This window comes from Fulvivirga lutimaris, assembly GCF_009711525.1.
Lineage (GTDB): Bacteria > Bacteroidota > Bacteroidia > Cytophagales > Cyclobacteriaceae > Fulvivirga > Fulvivirga lutimaris.
The window spans coordinates 1-16539 of the sequence record NZ_SMLV01000405.1; the positions used below are offsets into that span (position 1 = coordinate 1).

Sequence of the window (16539 nt, forward strand, 5' to 3'; positions counted from 1 at the left end):
TAGTATAACTGACTTTTTAATATGTTGGGTCTACTGGTGAAGTCACTTGTCCATACTCTCAAGTAGAAGTTTAAAGAGCTATCTCCAAACTCATCAAATAAAACATCAGGAGCAGGGCTATCTAGCACTCCAGAGTTTTCAGAAGCCACTTCCAACAATAAAGCTTTTATCTTTTTAGGATCTTCTTTATAAGCAACACCAACAGGAAACCTAAAACTCACATTTCTATCATTATGGCTCCAATTGATAACTGTTGAGCTAATAAACTCTGAATTAGGCACAATAACAGATATATTGTCATTTGTTACAACAGTTGTTGCCCGGGCTGATATTTTTAGGACATCACCCTTAATATTACCCACCTCAATTCTATCACCAAGCTTGATGGGTTGTTCGAACAAAATGATGATTCCAGAAATAAAGTTGTTGGTAATGTTTTGGAGACCAAAACCAATACCAACTCCTAAAGCACCAGCTAAAATACTTAGTGCACTAAGATCAATTCCAGCCGTCTGAACGATTACCATCATTCCAACCACAAGAAAGACATACCTTATAATAGTCGATACAGATTGAGCAGTTGATGGAATGGTAGTGTACTTTTTTAGTACGGTATTGCCAATGAATTTACTTAGCCTGTTTGAGAAAAAGTTGAGGAGTACAACAGAAATAAGAAGATATACGATGGTAATCAGCGTGATTTCCGAATTACCAATACTGAAGAGTTTAACTGTAAAAAAGTGAGCAAGGTCCTTCAATACCTCCCAAAAGTCATTAAGCAAAATCTTTAGTTCATCCATGCAGAAGTAATGTCTAAGCGCTTAAGATATCAAAAAATAAACGATTGATATGTCATAAATCCTTAAATTTGATGTCGAATTAATATAAAACTGAATAGTAAATTACAATTTGATATACTATTTTGGTTAAAATAGATATTGTCTACAAACAAAGTAAAATGAAAAAGTCAGTCTACTCCGGAGTAATTCTTTTATTACTCGGAATTTTTTTGGTAGGATCGGTTCAAGCACAGAGTGTAAGTAAGACCGTGTCTAATGCAGATAAGTATTTCAAAATCAGGAATTATGATGAAGCCTTAAAGCTTTACCTTGAAGCCATTGAAGCAGGTGAGGGTGATGCTCTGGTTTACTATAATACTGGTGTTTGCTACGAGCAGTCATTTGAAATAAATGAACAGGTAAAGGCTATTCCTTATTTTGAGCAGGCCATTAAGCTTGCCAAAGATCAATTGCCTCCAAAATTGTTGTTTAACCTGGCGGCTGTCTATCATCTTGACGGCCAAGTGGAAAAAGCTATTGACTATTATCAGCAATATAAGGCTACATTGAAGAATGAGCGAGCTGAAATTCAAAAGGTAGATCGTGCTCTCGAAATCGCTAATAACGCTCTCATAATGATGAGCAGTCCAAAAGATATTTCAATTCATAATTTTGGTCAGGTAATAAATTCATCTTATACAGAATACAATCCTGTAGTTTCAGCAGATGAAAGTGTAATGGCCTATACCGCACTTAGACCAAACACAGGGAAAACCAGATCTAATGAGGAGTTTATAGAAGAGGTATATATTTCTTATAACGAATCAGGTACATGGTCTCAGCCTCAAAAAATAGAAATTACTTCTAATTATAATGTAGGTACTGCCGGACTATCTGCTGATGGACAAAGGATGTTGATTTTTATTGGAGCAGCTGAGGGAGCAGGTAATCTTTATTCTATAGATAAATCAGGTAAAGACTGGTCCATACCAACTACTTTAGGTCCTAAGATTAATACAACCAGGCACCTTGAAAGTACGGCTAGTATAACGCCTGATGGTAAAACTATGTATTTTGCCAGTAATAGACCTGGTGGGTATGGTGGATTAGATATTTACCAGATTAAAAAACTTGAATCTGGAGATTGGGGAGATCCTGTAAACCTCGGACCTGAAGTGAATTCAAAATATAATGAGGATGCTCCATTTATTCATCCTGATCAATGGACACTTTTCTTTACATCTGATGGGCATAATACTATCGGTGGTAGAGACATATTTGTAACCCGTCTTTTTAATGATGAATGGACGAAGCCTGAAAATATGGGCTATCCTATTAATACCACAGCTGATGATAATTATTTTACTTTAACTGCTGACGGTCGAAAGGGCTACTTTTCATCTAACAGAAAAGGAGGAAATGGAGGTCAGGATATTTACACCATAGATATGCCAGAGGAGGAGGCGAATGTGCCTTTGACTATGGTAAAAGGAAGAATACTTGATGGTGAAACAGGCCAGCCAATGCCTACACAGATTTATATGATAGATAATGAGTCAGGTAAGAAACTTGATTTTGTTTATCAACCAGATCCAAAAACTGGTAATTACTTGATCATACTACCTCCAGCTAAGAATTATGACATGATTATCGAATCTGAAGGATTTTTACCATATACCTTGAATATCAACGTGCCTGGCCAAACTTATTTTTATGAATTATTTCAGATGATTTATTTGAAAACCATCAAACAGTTTGATGTAGTTGTGGGCCAGTCTGTAGAGGTTAAAAATGCATTTTATGACACACATGAAGATGCTGTTACAGATTTTAGAAAAACACACGAGTCTGCATTAATTAAAAGTGATAGCATTGATGTTTATGATCTCATGAACGATCTAATTGCTGCTAGTGATGAAAAAGGTATAGAGTATTTAACAAGCCTTATCTATATGACTAACTCTATAGATGAGGTTAATTTTGACTCAAGCCAGGAATTAGAACAGGCAACAAGGGTTTACTATTATGATGAAAGTGACGAGAGCAAGTTTGAGAAGAAGGAAGTAGATGGCAAGACCATATTTTCTTTACCAACAATGTACGTAACCGAGGAGGCAGAAAAACAAAAAGCTGAGAAAGCAGCGCAGCCTGTTACTTATGACAAGACTTTGCTTAACAAAGTTACCAAGCTGTATTTTGATGTCTCTAAAAGTGACTTGAAGGCCTCTTATAACGCAGAATTAGATAAACTGATAGAAGCTTTAAACAAATACCCTGATCTGGGTGTACAGATTTCCGGTTATGCTTCTGCCGAAGGTAACGAGGAGTTTAATAGAAAGCTTTCGAATGAAAGGGCCATAGCTGTTCTTGATTACATTAACCAGAAGGGAGTGGTTAGAAGAAGAATTATTGCCAAGGCTTTTGGAGCTACCAAAAATGCCAGTGGCAATGCTGAAGAGAGTAGAAGAGTGGAGGTTGAACTAGTGCCGCTAGATCAGGCAAGAAGGTAATTAGCTGGGTAGTAATAAAGAAGAATCCCCATAACTTAAAAAGCGGTAGTCATTGGCTATCGCTTTTTTGTATACTTCTCGCCAATCCTCACCAATAAATGCAGCTACCAATAATATTAGCGTAGAACCTGGAAGGTGAAAATTGGTAATAAGCCCATTGCATATTCTAAATTTATAACCCGGGAAAATGAATATCTCAGTTTGACCTGTAATTTGTGTTAAACTCTTTTCTATCAAGTATCTTTTTACAGCTTCTAATGCATCACTTTTTGATGGCAAGACCCCAGCTTCATGATCGTATGGATAAAGTTTATTTATAAAGAACTCAGTTTCACCATTTATAAGTTTAACCCCGTACCAGTAAAGACTTTCTAATGTCCTCATAGATGTTGTTCCCACAGAAACTATAAAGTTTTTGCTAAGTAAAGTATTGATGTTTTCTAAGGTGACAACCACTTGTTCAGAGTGCATGGCATGCTCAAGTACATTATCAACTTTTATAGGCTGAAATGTTCCTGCGCTTACATGTAAAGTAAGATAATCGAAATCTACCTTCTTTTTTGATAATGATTCCAACGTCTTGTCATCAAAATGAAGGCCGGCCGTTGGTGCTGCCACAGCACCTTCAAATTTTGAATATACTGTTTGATACCTTTCCTGATCTTCAAAAGTTACTTCTCTATTGATATAGGGAGGAAGTGGTATTTTCCCTGCTGCTTCTAATACATGCACGAACACTTCATTGGAATCCCAGGTGAACTCAACCAACTGTTGTTGTCGATCTGTAATTTTTACTTTTAGTTGCTGCCCGTCATGAAGCTCTAATCTTAGTGCCTGATCTTCCTTCCACTTTTTAAGATTACCTATCATACACTTCCAGACGCAAGTGTTTTTTACCAGCATAGCGCTGGCCACTTCATTGGTAGGTGCTAAAGGTTCTAAAAGGAATATTTCTATTAATGCACCCGTATCTTTCACAAAAAATAACCTTGCTGGGATAACTCTTGTGTTATTGAAAATTAGACATGCACCCGAAGGAATGTGCTCGGCAATGTTGTTAAAAACATCGTGACCTAATATGCCATTTTTATAAGTAAGGAGCTTTGAGTCACTACGTTCTTTGAGTGGCTCTTTGGCTATTTTTTCTTCGGGTAAATTATACGTGTAGTCGTTTAAACTTATTTCAGTAGGTGTATTCTTCATTTTGCACAAATATAGGTTGAAGAATATTGATTAAGTGGTTTAAAACGCTCAAATTAAAGGTTAACTTTTTAAAATGGCTCTTCAATATTCCATCCATCCATATACATTGGATTTCAAATTTCCTGCAGGTACATCACGTGGAGTATTAAAGGTCAAAGAGACATTCATAATCAAAGTCTGGGCGGCAACTAATACAGCAATTTTTGGTTTGGGCGAGTGCGGACCATTGAAGAAGTTAAGCATTGATGATAAAGAGGAACTACAGCCTGAAATTGATATTAAGTTGAAGGCACTAGTGGGGTTTGAAGCTCCTAAGTCAGAACAGGAAATCTTTGATATGGCTTTGGAAGTAGCTGGCTATGAATATCCAGCTCTGCGATTTGCTATTGAAACTGCCCTACTGGATTTAATAAATGGAGGCAAAAGGTTAATATATAAAACCAACTTCTACGAAGTGGGTGAGAAGATTCCAATCAATGGATTGATTTGGATGGGGCATATGGAAGCTATGCTACTACAAATTTCTGATAAGATTACTGAAGGCTTTGATTGTATCAAAATGAAAGTTGGGTCACTTGACTTTGAGAAGGAGATTGATATTCTACATTACATAAGGCGCAAATATTATACTCAGGATATACTTGTAAGAGTTGATGCTAATGGTGCATTTAAACCTGAAGAAGCTTTATATAAAATGGAGGCTATGGCTCGTCATGGCATCCATTCTATAGAACAACCTATTGCCGTTGGTCAACATGATTTAATGACCAAACTTTGTGCTCAAGCTCCGATTGATATAGCACTTGATGAAGAACTGATTGGCGCTAATACTAAATCAGATAAGGTAGCACTGTTAGAAAAAATTAAACCTCAATATATCATCATTAAACCTACTCTGATAGGTGGGCTGCAATCATCAACAGAGTGGATAGAAATAGCCAATGGTATGAATATCGGTTGGTGGATTACTTCCGCACTAGAATCAAATATTGGACTAAATGCTATTAGTCAATTGGCAAGCAAAACTGAGGCTAAAAGCTATCAGGGGCTTGGTACTGGCAAGCTATATCATAATAATATTGAATCGCCACTGACTGTGTCCGCTGGACATATAGTTTATGATCAAAATAAATCTTGGGACTTATCTTTCTTAGACAATGACCACGCTGAGTGAAAACAAACTCCATTCGGAAGGTAATATCTGGATTTTCAATAAAGATTATATTTCAGAGTTTGTTTATGGCGGTATAGATGGGGCCATTACCACATTTGCAGTAGTTGCCGGAGCAGCGGGAGCCAATGCAGAACTATATTGGGTTTTGATTTTCGGTTTTGCCAACTTAATTGCAGATGGGTTCTCGATGTCTGTAGGTAACTACTTTTCTGTAAAGGCGGACAGAGATAACTATGACAAGCATAGAAAAATTGAATATTGGGAGATTGAAAATTTAAGGGATAGAGAAGTTCAGGAGATAAGAGAAATTTATGAAGCTAAGGGTTTTAAAGGAGATTTGTTGGAGCAGGTCGTTGAGGTGATAACTTCTGATAAAGATGTTTGGGTGGACACTATGATGAAAGAGGAGCTTGAGATGACTAAGGATGAAAAAACTCCATTTAAAACGGCTTTTGCGACATTTTTGTCATTTAACCTGATAGGTATTATTCCATTGTTGGTTTACATATTTGCTCAGGTTATGGATTTGGAAAGAGATAACCTGTTTCTAATATCTTGTATTTCAACAGCTGTAGCACTTATGTTTGTTGGTTTCTTAAAAAGTAAGGTGACAGAGAAGTCCTTTCTGAAGGGAATTGTGGAAACCCTTATATTAGGAGGGCTGGCCGCCTTTTTGGCTTATTATGTTGGTGAAGTGTTAGCTAATTATTTTGTGTAACTGCGAGAAAGTAAAATCGAATTGATCTTATGTTTCAAAATTATTTAAAAATTGCCTTTAGAAGCGTTCTCAAGAATCGGGTCTTTTCAATTATCAATATCCTTGGACTTGCCACAGGTATTGCTGCCTTTGTTCTTTTAAACCACTATGTCAATTTTGAGAATAGTTATGAAAGCTTTTTGAAGGATACCAATACTATTTACCGTGTTACCCTTGACCGATATGCAAATAATGAGCTGGCAACAAGTACTGCAGAAAGCTACCCTGGCATAGGCCCGGCCATGAAGTCAGACATGCCTGAAGTAGTAGATTTCGCTCGTCTGTATAATGCACCAACCAAGGTGAATGTTATCATTTCTAATGAAGAATTACCAAATAACCCTATAAGGCTAAAGCAGAAGAGGTTTATGTATGCAGATAGCTCATTTCTTCCCCTATTTGGCTATAAACTAAAGGATGGTGATGTAAATACCGCCCTGGCAAAGCCAAATACCGCTGTAATTTCAGAGAGTTTGGCTAATGTATATTTTGGGCAGTCAGATGTAATTGGCAAGGTGCTAAGAATGCAAGACGATCAGAATAATGATGAATTGGCGGAAATCACTGGTGTCTTTGAAGACTTACCGGAAAACACACATTTGAAGTTTGATATTCTATTTTCATATACCACCCTTTATGGTCGTGGAGACTGGGCACCAAGGATCTTTAATGGGTCCTGGAATCAAAACCTGATGTATAACTATGTTAAGCTTACTGATCAGGCTAATCCCGAGGAAGTAGCTGCCAAACTGCCCGAACTGGTAGATAAATATTCTCCCAATCTGGCAGAAAGAAATAGGGAGGACATATTGCCCATGCAGCCTATGAATGATATTCATTTGCATTCCAGTTATCCTGATGAACCAGAGATGAATGGTAGCGCTCAAGGAGTGAAAGCAATGGGGCTCATTGCTATATTCATTCTTGTTTTAGCATGGGTTAATTATGTAAATCTGTCAACAGCTAAGGCTGCGGAGCGTGCAAAGGAAGTAGGTGTTAGAAAAGTAATGGGAGCCTTTAAAAAGCAGTTGTTCGGACAGTTCTTATTAGAATCTGCCATTATTAATTTTTCAGCCTCCGTAATAGCTTTGGTTTTCATATTCCTGGTAATACCCTTATTTAACAAGCTTACAGGCCACTCTTTTGATTTTTTGCAAATTATGAGCGTATCTAATATTGGCATACTGATATTGATTTGTGCTGTTGGTACTGTATTTTCTGGTATCTATCCTGCTTTGGTACTATCATCATTTAATCCTGTAGCAGTATTATCTGGCAAATTTAAAAGTGGTAATTCTGGCGTGCTTTTCAGGAGATCATTGGTGGTATTACAGTTTGTAACTTCTATAGGTCTTATCTCAGCTACAATGATTGTCTATGGTCAATTGCAGTTTATGCAAAATACAGATATTGGTATGGAGATAGACCAGGTTATGGTGGTAGAAAGACCGAGCATAGCGCCTAAGGATAGAGATCAATTTAACTCTAGTGTAGATTTGTTTAGGAATGAGTTGACCAGTCATACTTCGATACAAAATGTATCGGGCTCTTTGACAGTTCCTGGTAATACTCAGGAACTTAAAGCAAGGGTAAAACCATACAATGGTGATGTTGAAAGCGTTGTTGTATTCAGGCTAAACAGCATGGACTATGAGTTTATTGATGTTTTTGAAATGGAGTTACTGGCAGGTCGAAATTTCTCTCCCGACTATATCAATGATACTGATACAGCCGTTATCATTACAGAATCAGCCTCAAAACTTCTTGGTTATGAATCACCAGATGATATTATTGGGGCAAATATTAACATTCCCTCATGGGACTGGAGCCCAATTGTAATTGGTGTTGTCAATGATTATAACCAGGTCTCACTGAGACAGTCATATGAGCCTACCATGTTTTACTTTGAGCCATACAGAGCTGATTTTTTCTCAATGAGAATTGCCGGAGATGATATTGAAGGAGCAGTAAGTCATGTGGAGAAGCTTTGGAAAAAGGCTTTTCCTGAAAATCCCTTTGAATACTTTTTTTTAGATGACTACTTCAACAAGCAGTATGCTAACGAGCGTCAATTTGGAAATATGTTTGCATCATTTTCAATTCTGGCAATATTCATTGGTTGTTTGGGCTTATTTGGTTTATCTGCCTATACGGCCCATCAGAGAACTAAAGAAATAGGGGTTAGGAAGGTTTTAGGCTCTAAGATTGGCGATATATTCATTCTCCTTTCAAAAGAGTTTATCTATCTGATTTTGATAGGGGTGGTCATAGCCATTCCAGTCACTTACTATTTTATGGATAATTGGCTCGAAACCTTTGCATACAGACAGTCGATCCAATGGTGGGTGTTTGCAATAGCTGGCCTTGCTGTCATTTTCGTAGCGTTGTTAACGGTAAGCTATCACACCATAAAGGCCGCAACAGTGAATGTCATCAATTCATTGCGGTATGAGTAGAAATAGAGGGCAATGAGCCTAATACAGCTCGAGGTGTAGCTTACTTCAATTTTTTTTGGTAAATTCATCTGGTCAAATAACTCAAAACAACACGTATTATGGTCAAAAACTATCTTAAGGTAGCTCTACGGAGTATACTCAAAAAGCGGATATTTTCACTTATCAATATCCTAGGTCTCGCAATCGGTTCAGCTTCATTTCTCCTTATTGTTAAGTATGTCAGTTTCGAAAATAGTTATGATAAATTTCATAACCATCCTGAAACCATATATAGAGTAGGACTTGAGCAGTACGTTAACAACGAACTTCTTATTAACAGTGCAGAAAATTACCCTGGTGTAGGCCCAGCCATGGTAGCTGATATTCCGGGCGTAGAAAGCTATGCCAGACTTTATAACATGGGCTATAAAAACAACATAGTTATCACCTATGAAGATGCCCCTGGCCAACCAGTCAAGTTTAAGCAAAAACGGTTTCTGTATGCTGATTCAGCCTTTTTGCCAATGTTTGGTTATGAAATGATCAAAGGTGATATAAAAACGGCCTTGTCAAAACCAAATACAGCGGTCATCACCGAGCAGTATGCCAAAATGTATTTTGGAGATGAAGAGCCGCTAGGCAAAATGATCAGACTGAATGATGATGATTTTAATAATGAGCTCTGTGAAGTGACTGGCGTTATTGCAAATCTTCCAGAAAATACCCATCTCAAATTTGATGTCTTATTTTCTTATAAAACCCTTTACGGTCGTGGAGATTGGGCACCTGGTAGGTATCATGAGTCATGGAGAAGAAAGGATATGTACACCTATGTTCGCTTGGCTGATAATGTGAACTGGGAAGATGTTGAGAAACAACTACCAGAATTAGTAAATAAATACGCTCCTGATCTGGCAGAAAGAAACAGGAAAGACATCTTATTTCTACAACCTCTCACAGATATTCATCTAACTTCTAGCCTGGCAGAAGAACCAGAAGCAAACGGAGATGCGGACAATGTTTTTGCGATGATGATCATCGCGATTTTTATCATTGTACTTGCTTGGGTAAACTACATCAATCTTTCTACTGCTAAGGCAATGGAAAGAGCCAATGAAGTAGGCGTACGTAAGGCCATGGGTGCATTTAGACAGCAGCTGATGCGACAATTTTTAATGGAGTCAGCCATTATTAATTTTACAGCTTTGATATTGGCTATATTTCTGGTGTTTTTAGCGTTGCCAGTTTTTAATAACATTTCTGGCTTAAGCATTTCTTTCATCACCTTTTTCACCCCTCTAATAGGTTTGTTCATTATCGGTCTGTGGTTAGTGGGTACGCTGCTTTCCGGTTTGTATCCTGCGTTTATCTTGTCTGGTTTTCAGCCGATTGCAGTGTTAAAAGGGAAGCTTCAGACCAACTCAAAAGGAATTCTTTTAAGAAAGGGACTAGTCATTTTTCAGTTTATAACGTCAGTAGGTCTTATTGCTGGCACTCTAATTATCTACAATCAGCTCAACTTTATGATGGATAAGGATATTGGGATGAACGTAGATCAGGTGTTGGTCATCGAGAGACCAGGAGTGGCTCCAAGAGATAGAAATGCTTTTAATTCTAGTATTGATGTCTTTAGAAATGAACTTGATAAAAATGAGAATATATCTGCAGTAACCACCTCTGTGACTATTCCTGGTAAGAAAAGAGAGTATAAAGTAGGCGCTAAACCATATGGCGCTGGAGAAGATTCGGAAGTAGTACTGAGGTTCAATAGCATGGACTATGATTTTATAGATGTCTTTGAAATGAAATTGTTGGCTGGGCGGAAGTTCTCTGAGGAGTTTATAAACGATTCTGATACCTCAGTGATACTTACAAGATATGCCACAGAGCTATTGGGGTATGAGAAGCCAGAGGATGCCATAGGTGCAACTATCGAAATTCCCTCTTTTCGTTGGAATCCTATTATAGTAGGTGTTGTTAATGATTACAATCAGGTTTCTCTACAGCAAGCACAAGACCCCATTATTTTTTATTGCACAATCTATGGTGGTGAGTACTATTCCATCAAGCTGAAGACTGCTGATTTAAGCAATACAATTGATCACGTAGAAAGCTCATGGAATGCTGCTTTTCCGGGTAATCCATTTACTTACTTTTTCTTAGACGATTATTTCAACAGGCAGTATGAAAATGAACAGCAATTTGGAAATCTGTTTGGCTCGTTTGCCATATTAGCCATTATTGTAGGCTGTCTTGGCTTGTTTGGGCTTTCTGCATTTACTGCTCAGCAGAGAACAAAAGAAATTGGTATCAGAAAAACGCTGGGCTCAAGCGAATCTCAGATTTTTATACTGCTATCTAAAGGGTTTGTTGGTCTGGTAGCCATTGCAGTTATAGTGGCCATACCAATAACCTATTATTTAATGGAGCAATGGCTCAACACTTTCGCCTACAAGCAACCAATATCTGGAATGGTCTTCGTTATTGCAGGCCTTGCTGTTTTGATGGTTTCTCTAATAACTGTTAGTTATCAAACCATAAAGGCCACCAGAGTTAATCCTGTTGAATCATTAAGGTACGAATAATATTATCTGCCAATAAGTATGAAAGGGGCCCAGTAATAGGGCTCCGCATACTTCTCCTTTGTTAACAGGTTCAGTTTCGCAGTTCTAAGTGGGAGTGCATAATCAGAATCCTGATTCTGAGAATAAAAGTCTATCATCAAATCTGATGTAGACTGATCAGATACCTTCCATAAGGAAACAATGATATTGTTTGCCCCTGCATACAGCAATGCCCTAGACAGGCCGATAACGCCTTCTCCCTGTGTCAGTTTACCAAGGCCAGTTTCGCAAGCAGATAAGGTGACTAAATCAGATTTCAAATTTAGATTGTAGATCTCACCAGAAAACAAACTTCCATCTTCCAGATCTTTAGGATTTAGGAAGATTCGAGATTGTGAGGGGTTGTCTTCATCAACAACACCATGTGTAGCGAAGTGGAGGTATTTATATTGCTTAAAATCGCTATTCTTAATTATAGCCTCGTTTGCATCATCTAATAGTATTGCCTTAGAGGTAATTCCTTTTTTAGTCAAGGCTGTTGATAAACCTTCAACCTCTCTGGCTGTGCCAGGTAAATCCGTTAAGTCTTTAAAAATTACCGGAGCACATAAAAAAGCACTGTTTTCTTCTAGATCTGCAGCTTTCTGAATAAGAAGTAGGGTAGAAGAGTAGTAATAGCTGATCTCATAATCTTTTATCAAAAATGGGTATGAACTGTAGTTACCTTCATCTTTGGTGTCATCAGTTAGTAGCGCCTCAAAAGGAATGGTGCTGAGCTGGCCGTAAGGAATTATGATAAGGTGCTTTGTGTTCTTATCAAGCCTTTTTGGTATGAGTTGCTCGTATAACAAATTAGCAGTTCTAAGATAAATAGCCTTATCTCTGAAATATATTCCATTTCTAAACCCAGCGAGATATCTGCTGAAATCTTCGGACTTCGGTTCACTGTGTATTTTAAATTTACTATCCGTGATTTCAAAAGTGAAGATTCGATTAGAGTTTGTAGTCAGGAAGTAACTCAACAGTGTTTCATCTGGCTTTAACTTCTCTTGTATTTGAGATACGCTGGGCTGAGTTTGATTAAATTTCAATTCATAATACTCAGGGTATTTTATTTCCAATGTTTTAACAAATTCTGAATATTCCTGACGCAGGGCTAGAAGGGTAGATCTATAAGTGACTTTTAATTCTTCATTTTGTTCAGCAATAAGCGCATTCTCATAAAAGGCCAACTCAGACTTTAAATCTTTTTCCCTTGAGAGGTCTTCAGGTGAAATACCCGCAAATGATTTAGCCTGTGCATCAGAAATTGCCTCTAGTAAAACGGCTGACTTACTTTTTTCAGCAAAGAAGAATGCCTTTTCATAATATTCAACTTTTCTTACCGCCACATCACCCATGCCTTTACATAAGGTTACTCCTGTTTCATATACCGTAGAGGCTATCTGCCCCAACGCTAACTTGTCAGCCTCGTTTGTTCTTAATTGTCTTATTGCATCAATTAAAGTATCACAAACTGACAGGGCATCAAGACTCTTTTTTAAGTCGTTGAATTTTAGTGTCTTGTTGTAATGCAGATTGGCGAAAGCCTCAGACTTGTAATACAACGAGCTTACCAGAATATTCGCGTTGAGATAGTCATCTGACTTAGGGTTCAACTCCAGATCTTCTGAGCTAAATGATGTTGTATTGGCAATCATGGCCTTTTGATAGTATGACAATGCCATATCAAACTCTCCTTTGATATTATATACACTTCCGATAAGGTTCATGGTATTGGCTACTTCTGGGTGCTTATCTCCATAAAACTTAATGTAAATCAATAGAGCCTTCTCATATTCTTTTTTGGCCCCATCAAGGTCATTCATCATCTGCTTTGTCTGGCCGATATTGTTAATTATGAAGGCTTCATTTGGATGGCCGTTTGGGTATAACTCTTTCCATAACTTGAGTGCATCATTGAAGTTGTTTGTTGCATCCCCAAAAAATTCTAGTGAGCGATAGGAGATACCCATATTAATTAATGCCTGAGCTGTCTTTTCATTTTTATCGCCAAGCACCTGCTGATAAATCTTATGTGCTGATTCATAATAAGTGAGTGACTTGTCAATGTCAATGCTAGAAATCACCAGTCCAAGGTCATTATAAGAGGCAGCTGTAAGTTCATGGTTTTCACCAAAAACAGACTTTCGTATTTCTAAAGCTTCAAGTATGTATTCCTTGGCTTTTTCAGTATGACCGCCATTCCAATAAACTATACCAAGATTATTGAGTGAGGAGGCCCTTTTTTCTTTGGACTGGGCTCCTTCTAATGCCTTGGTAAAGTATTCTTCAGCCAAATCATTTCGCCCCTTTCTTAAATAAATCTCACCAATAACATCAGGACAAAGATCCTCATGGCCTGAGATCAATGTTTCTATCTCAAGAAGCTGACCAGATTTAAGCCGTTCAGAAAGTTCAGCACAATTCTGGCCGTAGGCATTAACAAAGCTGAAGATTAAGACAAAGGCGGTTAGACGAAGGACTTTAGAATCTAACAACATAGGAAATCGAAGCTACATTGTCCCTTGTCAATCCATCTGGATTCACATCTCTGTCTGTAATTTTTTTACCATATAAAAATTTGAGGCTATGGTTGGTGTTAAAATGGTAGGCTACATTTAACAAAGCCGTAAGCGCCATTCCTGTTGTGCCGTCCACCTTCACTCTTTCATTAGTAGTTCGGTCAAGTATTTCGTCTTTAGATACTCTGAATATTGGTAGAAGCCCAAGTCTGATATCAACATTAGAATAATGGAAAGCCCTTTCCACTCTTAGCATAATGTCTGTACCTCTTTTTAAATTGTTAGCTAAGAAGTTGTCTTGCAAGTAGTTTTCATCTGGATAATTGGCCCATTGCTCATAGCGAAAATCATTTTCATTTTCTGTCAATGCTATCTGTATTCCCGTGGCGAACATCCATTTTTGGCTGATAAAAGATGCGCCAGCAACAAGGTCCCAGCTTCCTAAACTAGTTTGATAATACATTGGAAGGTCTGTAGATGTACCCGCTGGTAAACCAGTGGTTATGTGCTCAGACTTGACATCACTGTCTAAATCAGAATTGTTAGTAGGTATTTTTCCACCTAAAGTTGCATTGATATGAAAACTCTCTGAGGAATACATGTTTTTGGTAAAGGAATATGAAATATCAGATAGTCCAGATGTCTGCCCCAGATTACCTTTCACTGTCTGATATGGTAATTTAAATTGAAAAGAAGTCTTTTCGTTGATACCAAAGGTTAAATCCATAGTTACAACGTTGAGAACTGGAGTAAGCGTTGTTTTTCCGCGCCCAAAACTCAGCTCTGCCGACCGAAGTTTGAAATTGATTTTTCGGGTATAAATCTGACTTGGTTTCATCGCACCCATAGTGCAAAAACCAGCGTCACTGCAACCTTGACCGTTAGCAGTTTTACTGACGAGTAATGCTGCTCCAGATAGTATAAATATTGAAAATATCTTCTTTGTTAACATGGTGGACTTATTTTAATTCAAATTAATGAATTATATGCTAAACCTACTAGCATGCTAAACTAAGATTCTGTTAATCAAGCACTTTTTTACTTTTCATCTTAGCAATGTACTCATCTGCAGCCTTAATAACTCTTGGAGCTAATATTAAAGCAGAGGTCATAGTAGGTATTGCCATCAATGCAAAAGCGCCATCAATAAGGCTGAAAATTGTACTTAGTGAAGCAACAGAACCGAATATGATAGTGGCTACATAAACATAGTTGTATACGTACTTTTTGTCTTCTCCAACTATGAAGGCCATACACCTTGAACCATACCATGAAAAGCTAAATAGTGAAGAGGAGGCAAAGAAGAAAATACAAGTTAATAGAATGTAATTTCCAACACCTGGAAATGCAGACTCAAATGCTCTTGAAGTTAATGTAACACCATCCAGATCAGTTGTCTGCCATACATTAGTTATAAGTATAGCCAAAGCGGTTAATGTACATACTATCAAAGTGTCAATGGCTGGTCCCAACATGGCTACCAAACCTTCACGTACTGGCTCATCAGTTTTTGCAGCACCATGAGCAATAGGCGCAGTGCCTATGCCTGCTTCATTAGAAAATGCGGCTCTTCTGGCTCCAGTAATAATAACGGAACCTAATGCACCGCCAGCAACAGCGCTTCCTGAAAAGGCATCACTAATAATTAAACCCAGCATGCCTGGCACTTCGCTAATATTCATTAGCAATATTGTAATTACTGAAAGGAAATAGATTACAATCATCAAAGGCACCATTTTACTGGCCACATTGGCGATTCGTTTAAGTCCTCCAAAAATTACAATTCCCACGAGCACAGTAAGTACTAAACCAGTATATAGGTCTGTATAGCGAAATGATTGGCCAAACAATTCAAAGAATGAGTTACCCATGCCATTAGGTATTATAAGTACATCTCTGATAACTTGAGTAAGCTGGTTGGCCTGAAATATAGGGAGACACCCAACAAGACCAGCAGCACAGAAAAAGTAGGCCAGCGGCATCCATGATTTTCCTAATCCTTCTCTGATTACATACATCGGGCCACCATGTACCTGTCCATGTTCATCTTTGCCTCTATACATGATTGATAAAGTACAGGTAAAAAATTTGGTAGCAATACCAACAAAGGCACTAACCCACATCCAAAATATGGCTCCAGGCCCGCCAGTCACTATGGCAATGGCCACTCCGGCAATGTTTCCCATCCCAACAGTGGAGGCTAGGTGTGTTGATAGCGCTTCATAATGATTGATTTCGCCTTTTTCTTCATCGCTATCATATTTTCCTGTCAACACTTTGATAGCATGACCGAAATATTTGAATGGCAATAATTTGGAATAAAGTAGGAAGAATGAACCTCCACCAAGCAATAATATTAGTAGTGGTAAACCCCAAATCCAATTCGCAAAATCAACAATTAAATCACCCATGGTTTATGATAAAATTCAACAAAGGTTGCTAAGATATAAATATTTAAAAGCATGATAAGGATTATTAGCATAAATGCTTAACTTATCATTTTCGTTTACTAGAACTTCAAATATAAATGTCATTAGCCCTTATTCTTTCTGT

Annotated in this window: 10 protein-coding genes; 5 read left to right on the plus strand and 5 right to left on the minus strand. The window is 37.8% G+C overall.

The features are described 5' to 3' along the window. Nucleotides 1–800: mechanosensitive ion channel family protein (locus tag E1140_RS14275; protein ID WP_155185130.1), on the minus strand; the 800-nt coding region annotated here is incomplete at its 3' end. Nucleotides 801–958: 158 nt separating this feature from the next. Here E1140_RS14275 and E1140_RS14280 point away from each other — a divergent pair. After that, nucleotides 959–3289, plus strand: coding sequence for an OmpA family protein (locus tag E1140_RS14280; RefSeq protein WP_155185132.1), 2331 nt, complete (start codon nucleotides 959–961; stop codon nucleotides 3287–3289). Here the strand turns inward: E1140_RS14280 and E1140_RS14285 are convergent, their stop codons facing one another. Then, nucleotides 3290–4492: an S-adenosylmethionine:tRNA ribosyltransferase-isomerase gene (locus E1140_RS14285; RefSeq protein WP_155185135.1), complete on the minus strand. Its 1203-nt coding sequence runs from the start codon at nucleotides 4490–4492 to the stop codon at nucleotides 3290–3292. A 73-nt stretch (nucleotides 4493–4565) separates the two neighbouring features. Here E1140_RS14285 and E1140_RS14290 point away from each other — a divergent pair, with 73 nt between their 5' ends. The 4 genes from E1140_RS14290 to E1140_RS14305 all read left to right on the plus strand — a co-directional run bounded on the left by E1140_RS14290 (nucleotide 4566) and on the right by E1140_RS14305 (nucleotide 11443). Beyond that, nucleotides 4566–5666: an o-succinylbenzoate synthase gene (locus E1140_RS14290; RefSeq protein WP_155185138.1), complete on the plus strand. Its 1101-nt coding sequence runs from the start codon at nucleotides 4566–4568 to the stop codon at nucleotides 5664–5666. Continuing rightward, nucleotides 5650–6384, plus strand: coding sequence for a VIT1/CCC1 transporter family protein (locus E1140_RS14295; RefSeq protein ID WP_155185141.1), 735 nt, complete (start codon nucleotides 5650–5652; stop codon nucleotides 6382–6384). Before E1140_RS14290 ends, E1140_RS14295 begins: the two co-directional genes overlap by 17 nt. 29 nt (nucleotides 6385–6413) lie before the next feature. After that, nucleotides 6414–8879: an ABC transporter permease gene (locus E1140_RS14300; protein WP_155185144.1), complete on the plus strand. Its 2466-nt coding sequence runs from the start codon at nucleotides 6414–6416 to the stop codon at nucleotides 8877–8879. A 98-nt stretch (nucleotides 8880–8977) separates the two neighbouring features. Continuing rightward, nucleotides 8978–11443 (plus strand): ABC transporter permease, encoded by a 2466-nt coding sequence (locus tag E1140_RS14305; protein ID WP_155185147.1) that lies wholly within the window; start codon nucleotides 8978–8980, stop codon nucleotides 11441–11443. Between the two features lie 2 nt (nucleotides 11444–11445). Here E1140_RS14305 and E1140_RS14310 read toward each other — a convergent pair whose 3' ends face one another. The 3 genes from E1140_RS14310 to E1140_RS14320 form a co-directional block, all read right to left on the minus strand. Further along, nucleotides 11446–13965, minus strand: a complete 2520-nt coding sequence (locus E1140_RS14310) for a CHAT domain-containing protein (protein WP_155185150.1) — start codon at nucleotides 13963–13965, stop codon at nucleotides 11446–11448. Beyond that, complete coding sequence (locus E1140_RS14315; RefSeq protein WP_155185153.1) at nucleotides 13949–14938, minus strand: hypothetical protein; 990 nt, start codon at nucleotides 14936–14938, stop codon at nucleotides 13949–13951. The genes E1140_RS14310 and E1140_RS14315 overlap by 17 nt, the downstream gene beginning before the upstream one ends. Nucleotides 14939–15008: 70 nt before the next feature. Then, complete coding sequence (locus E1140_RS14320; RefSeq protein ID WP_155185156.1) at nucleotides 15009–16397, minus strand: alanine/glycine:cation symporter family protein; 1389 nt, start codon at nucleotides 16395–16397, stop codon at nucleotides 15009–15011. Between the last annotated feature and the right edge of the window lie 142 nt (nucleotides 16398–16539).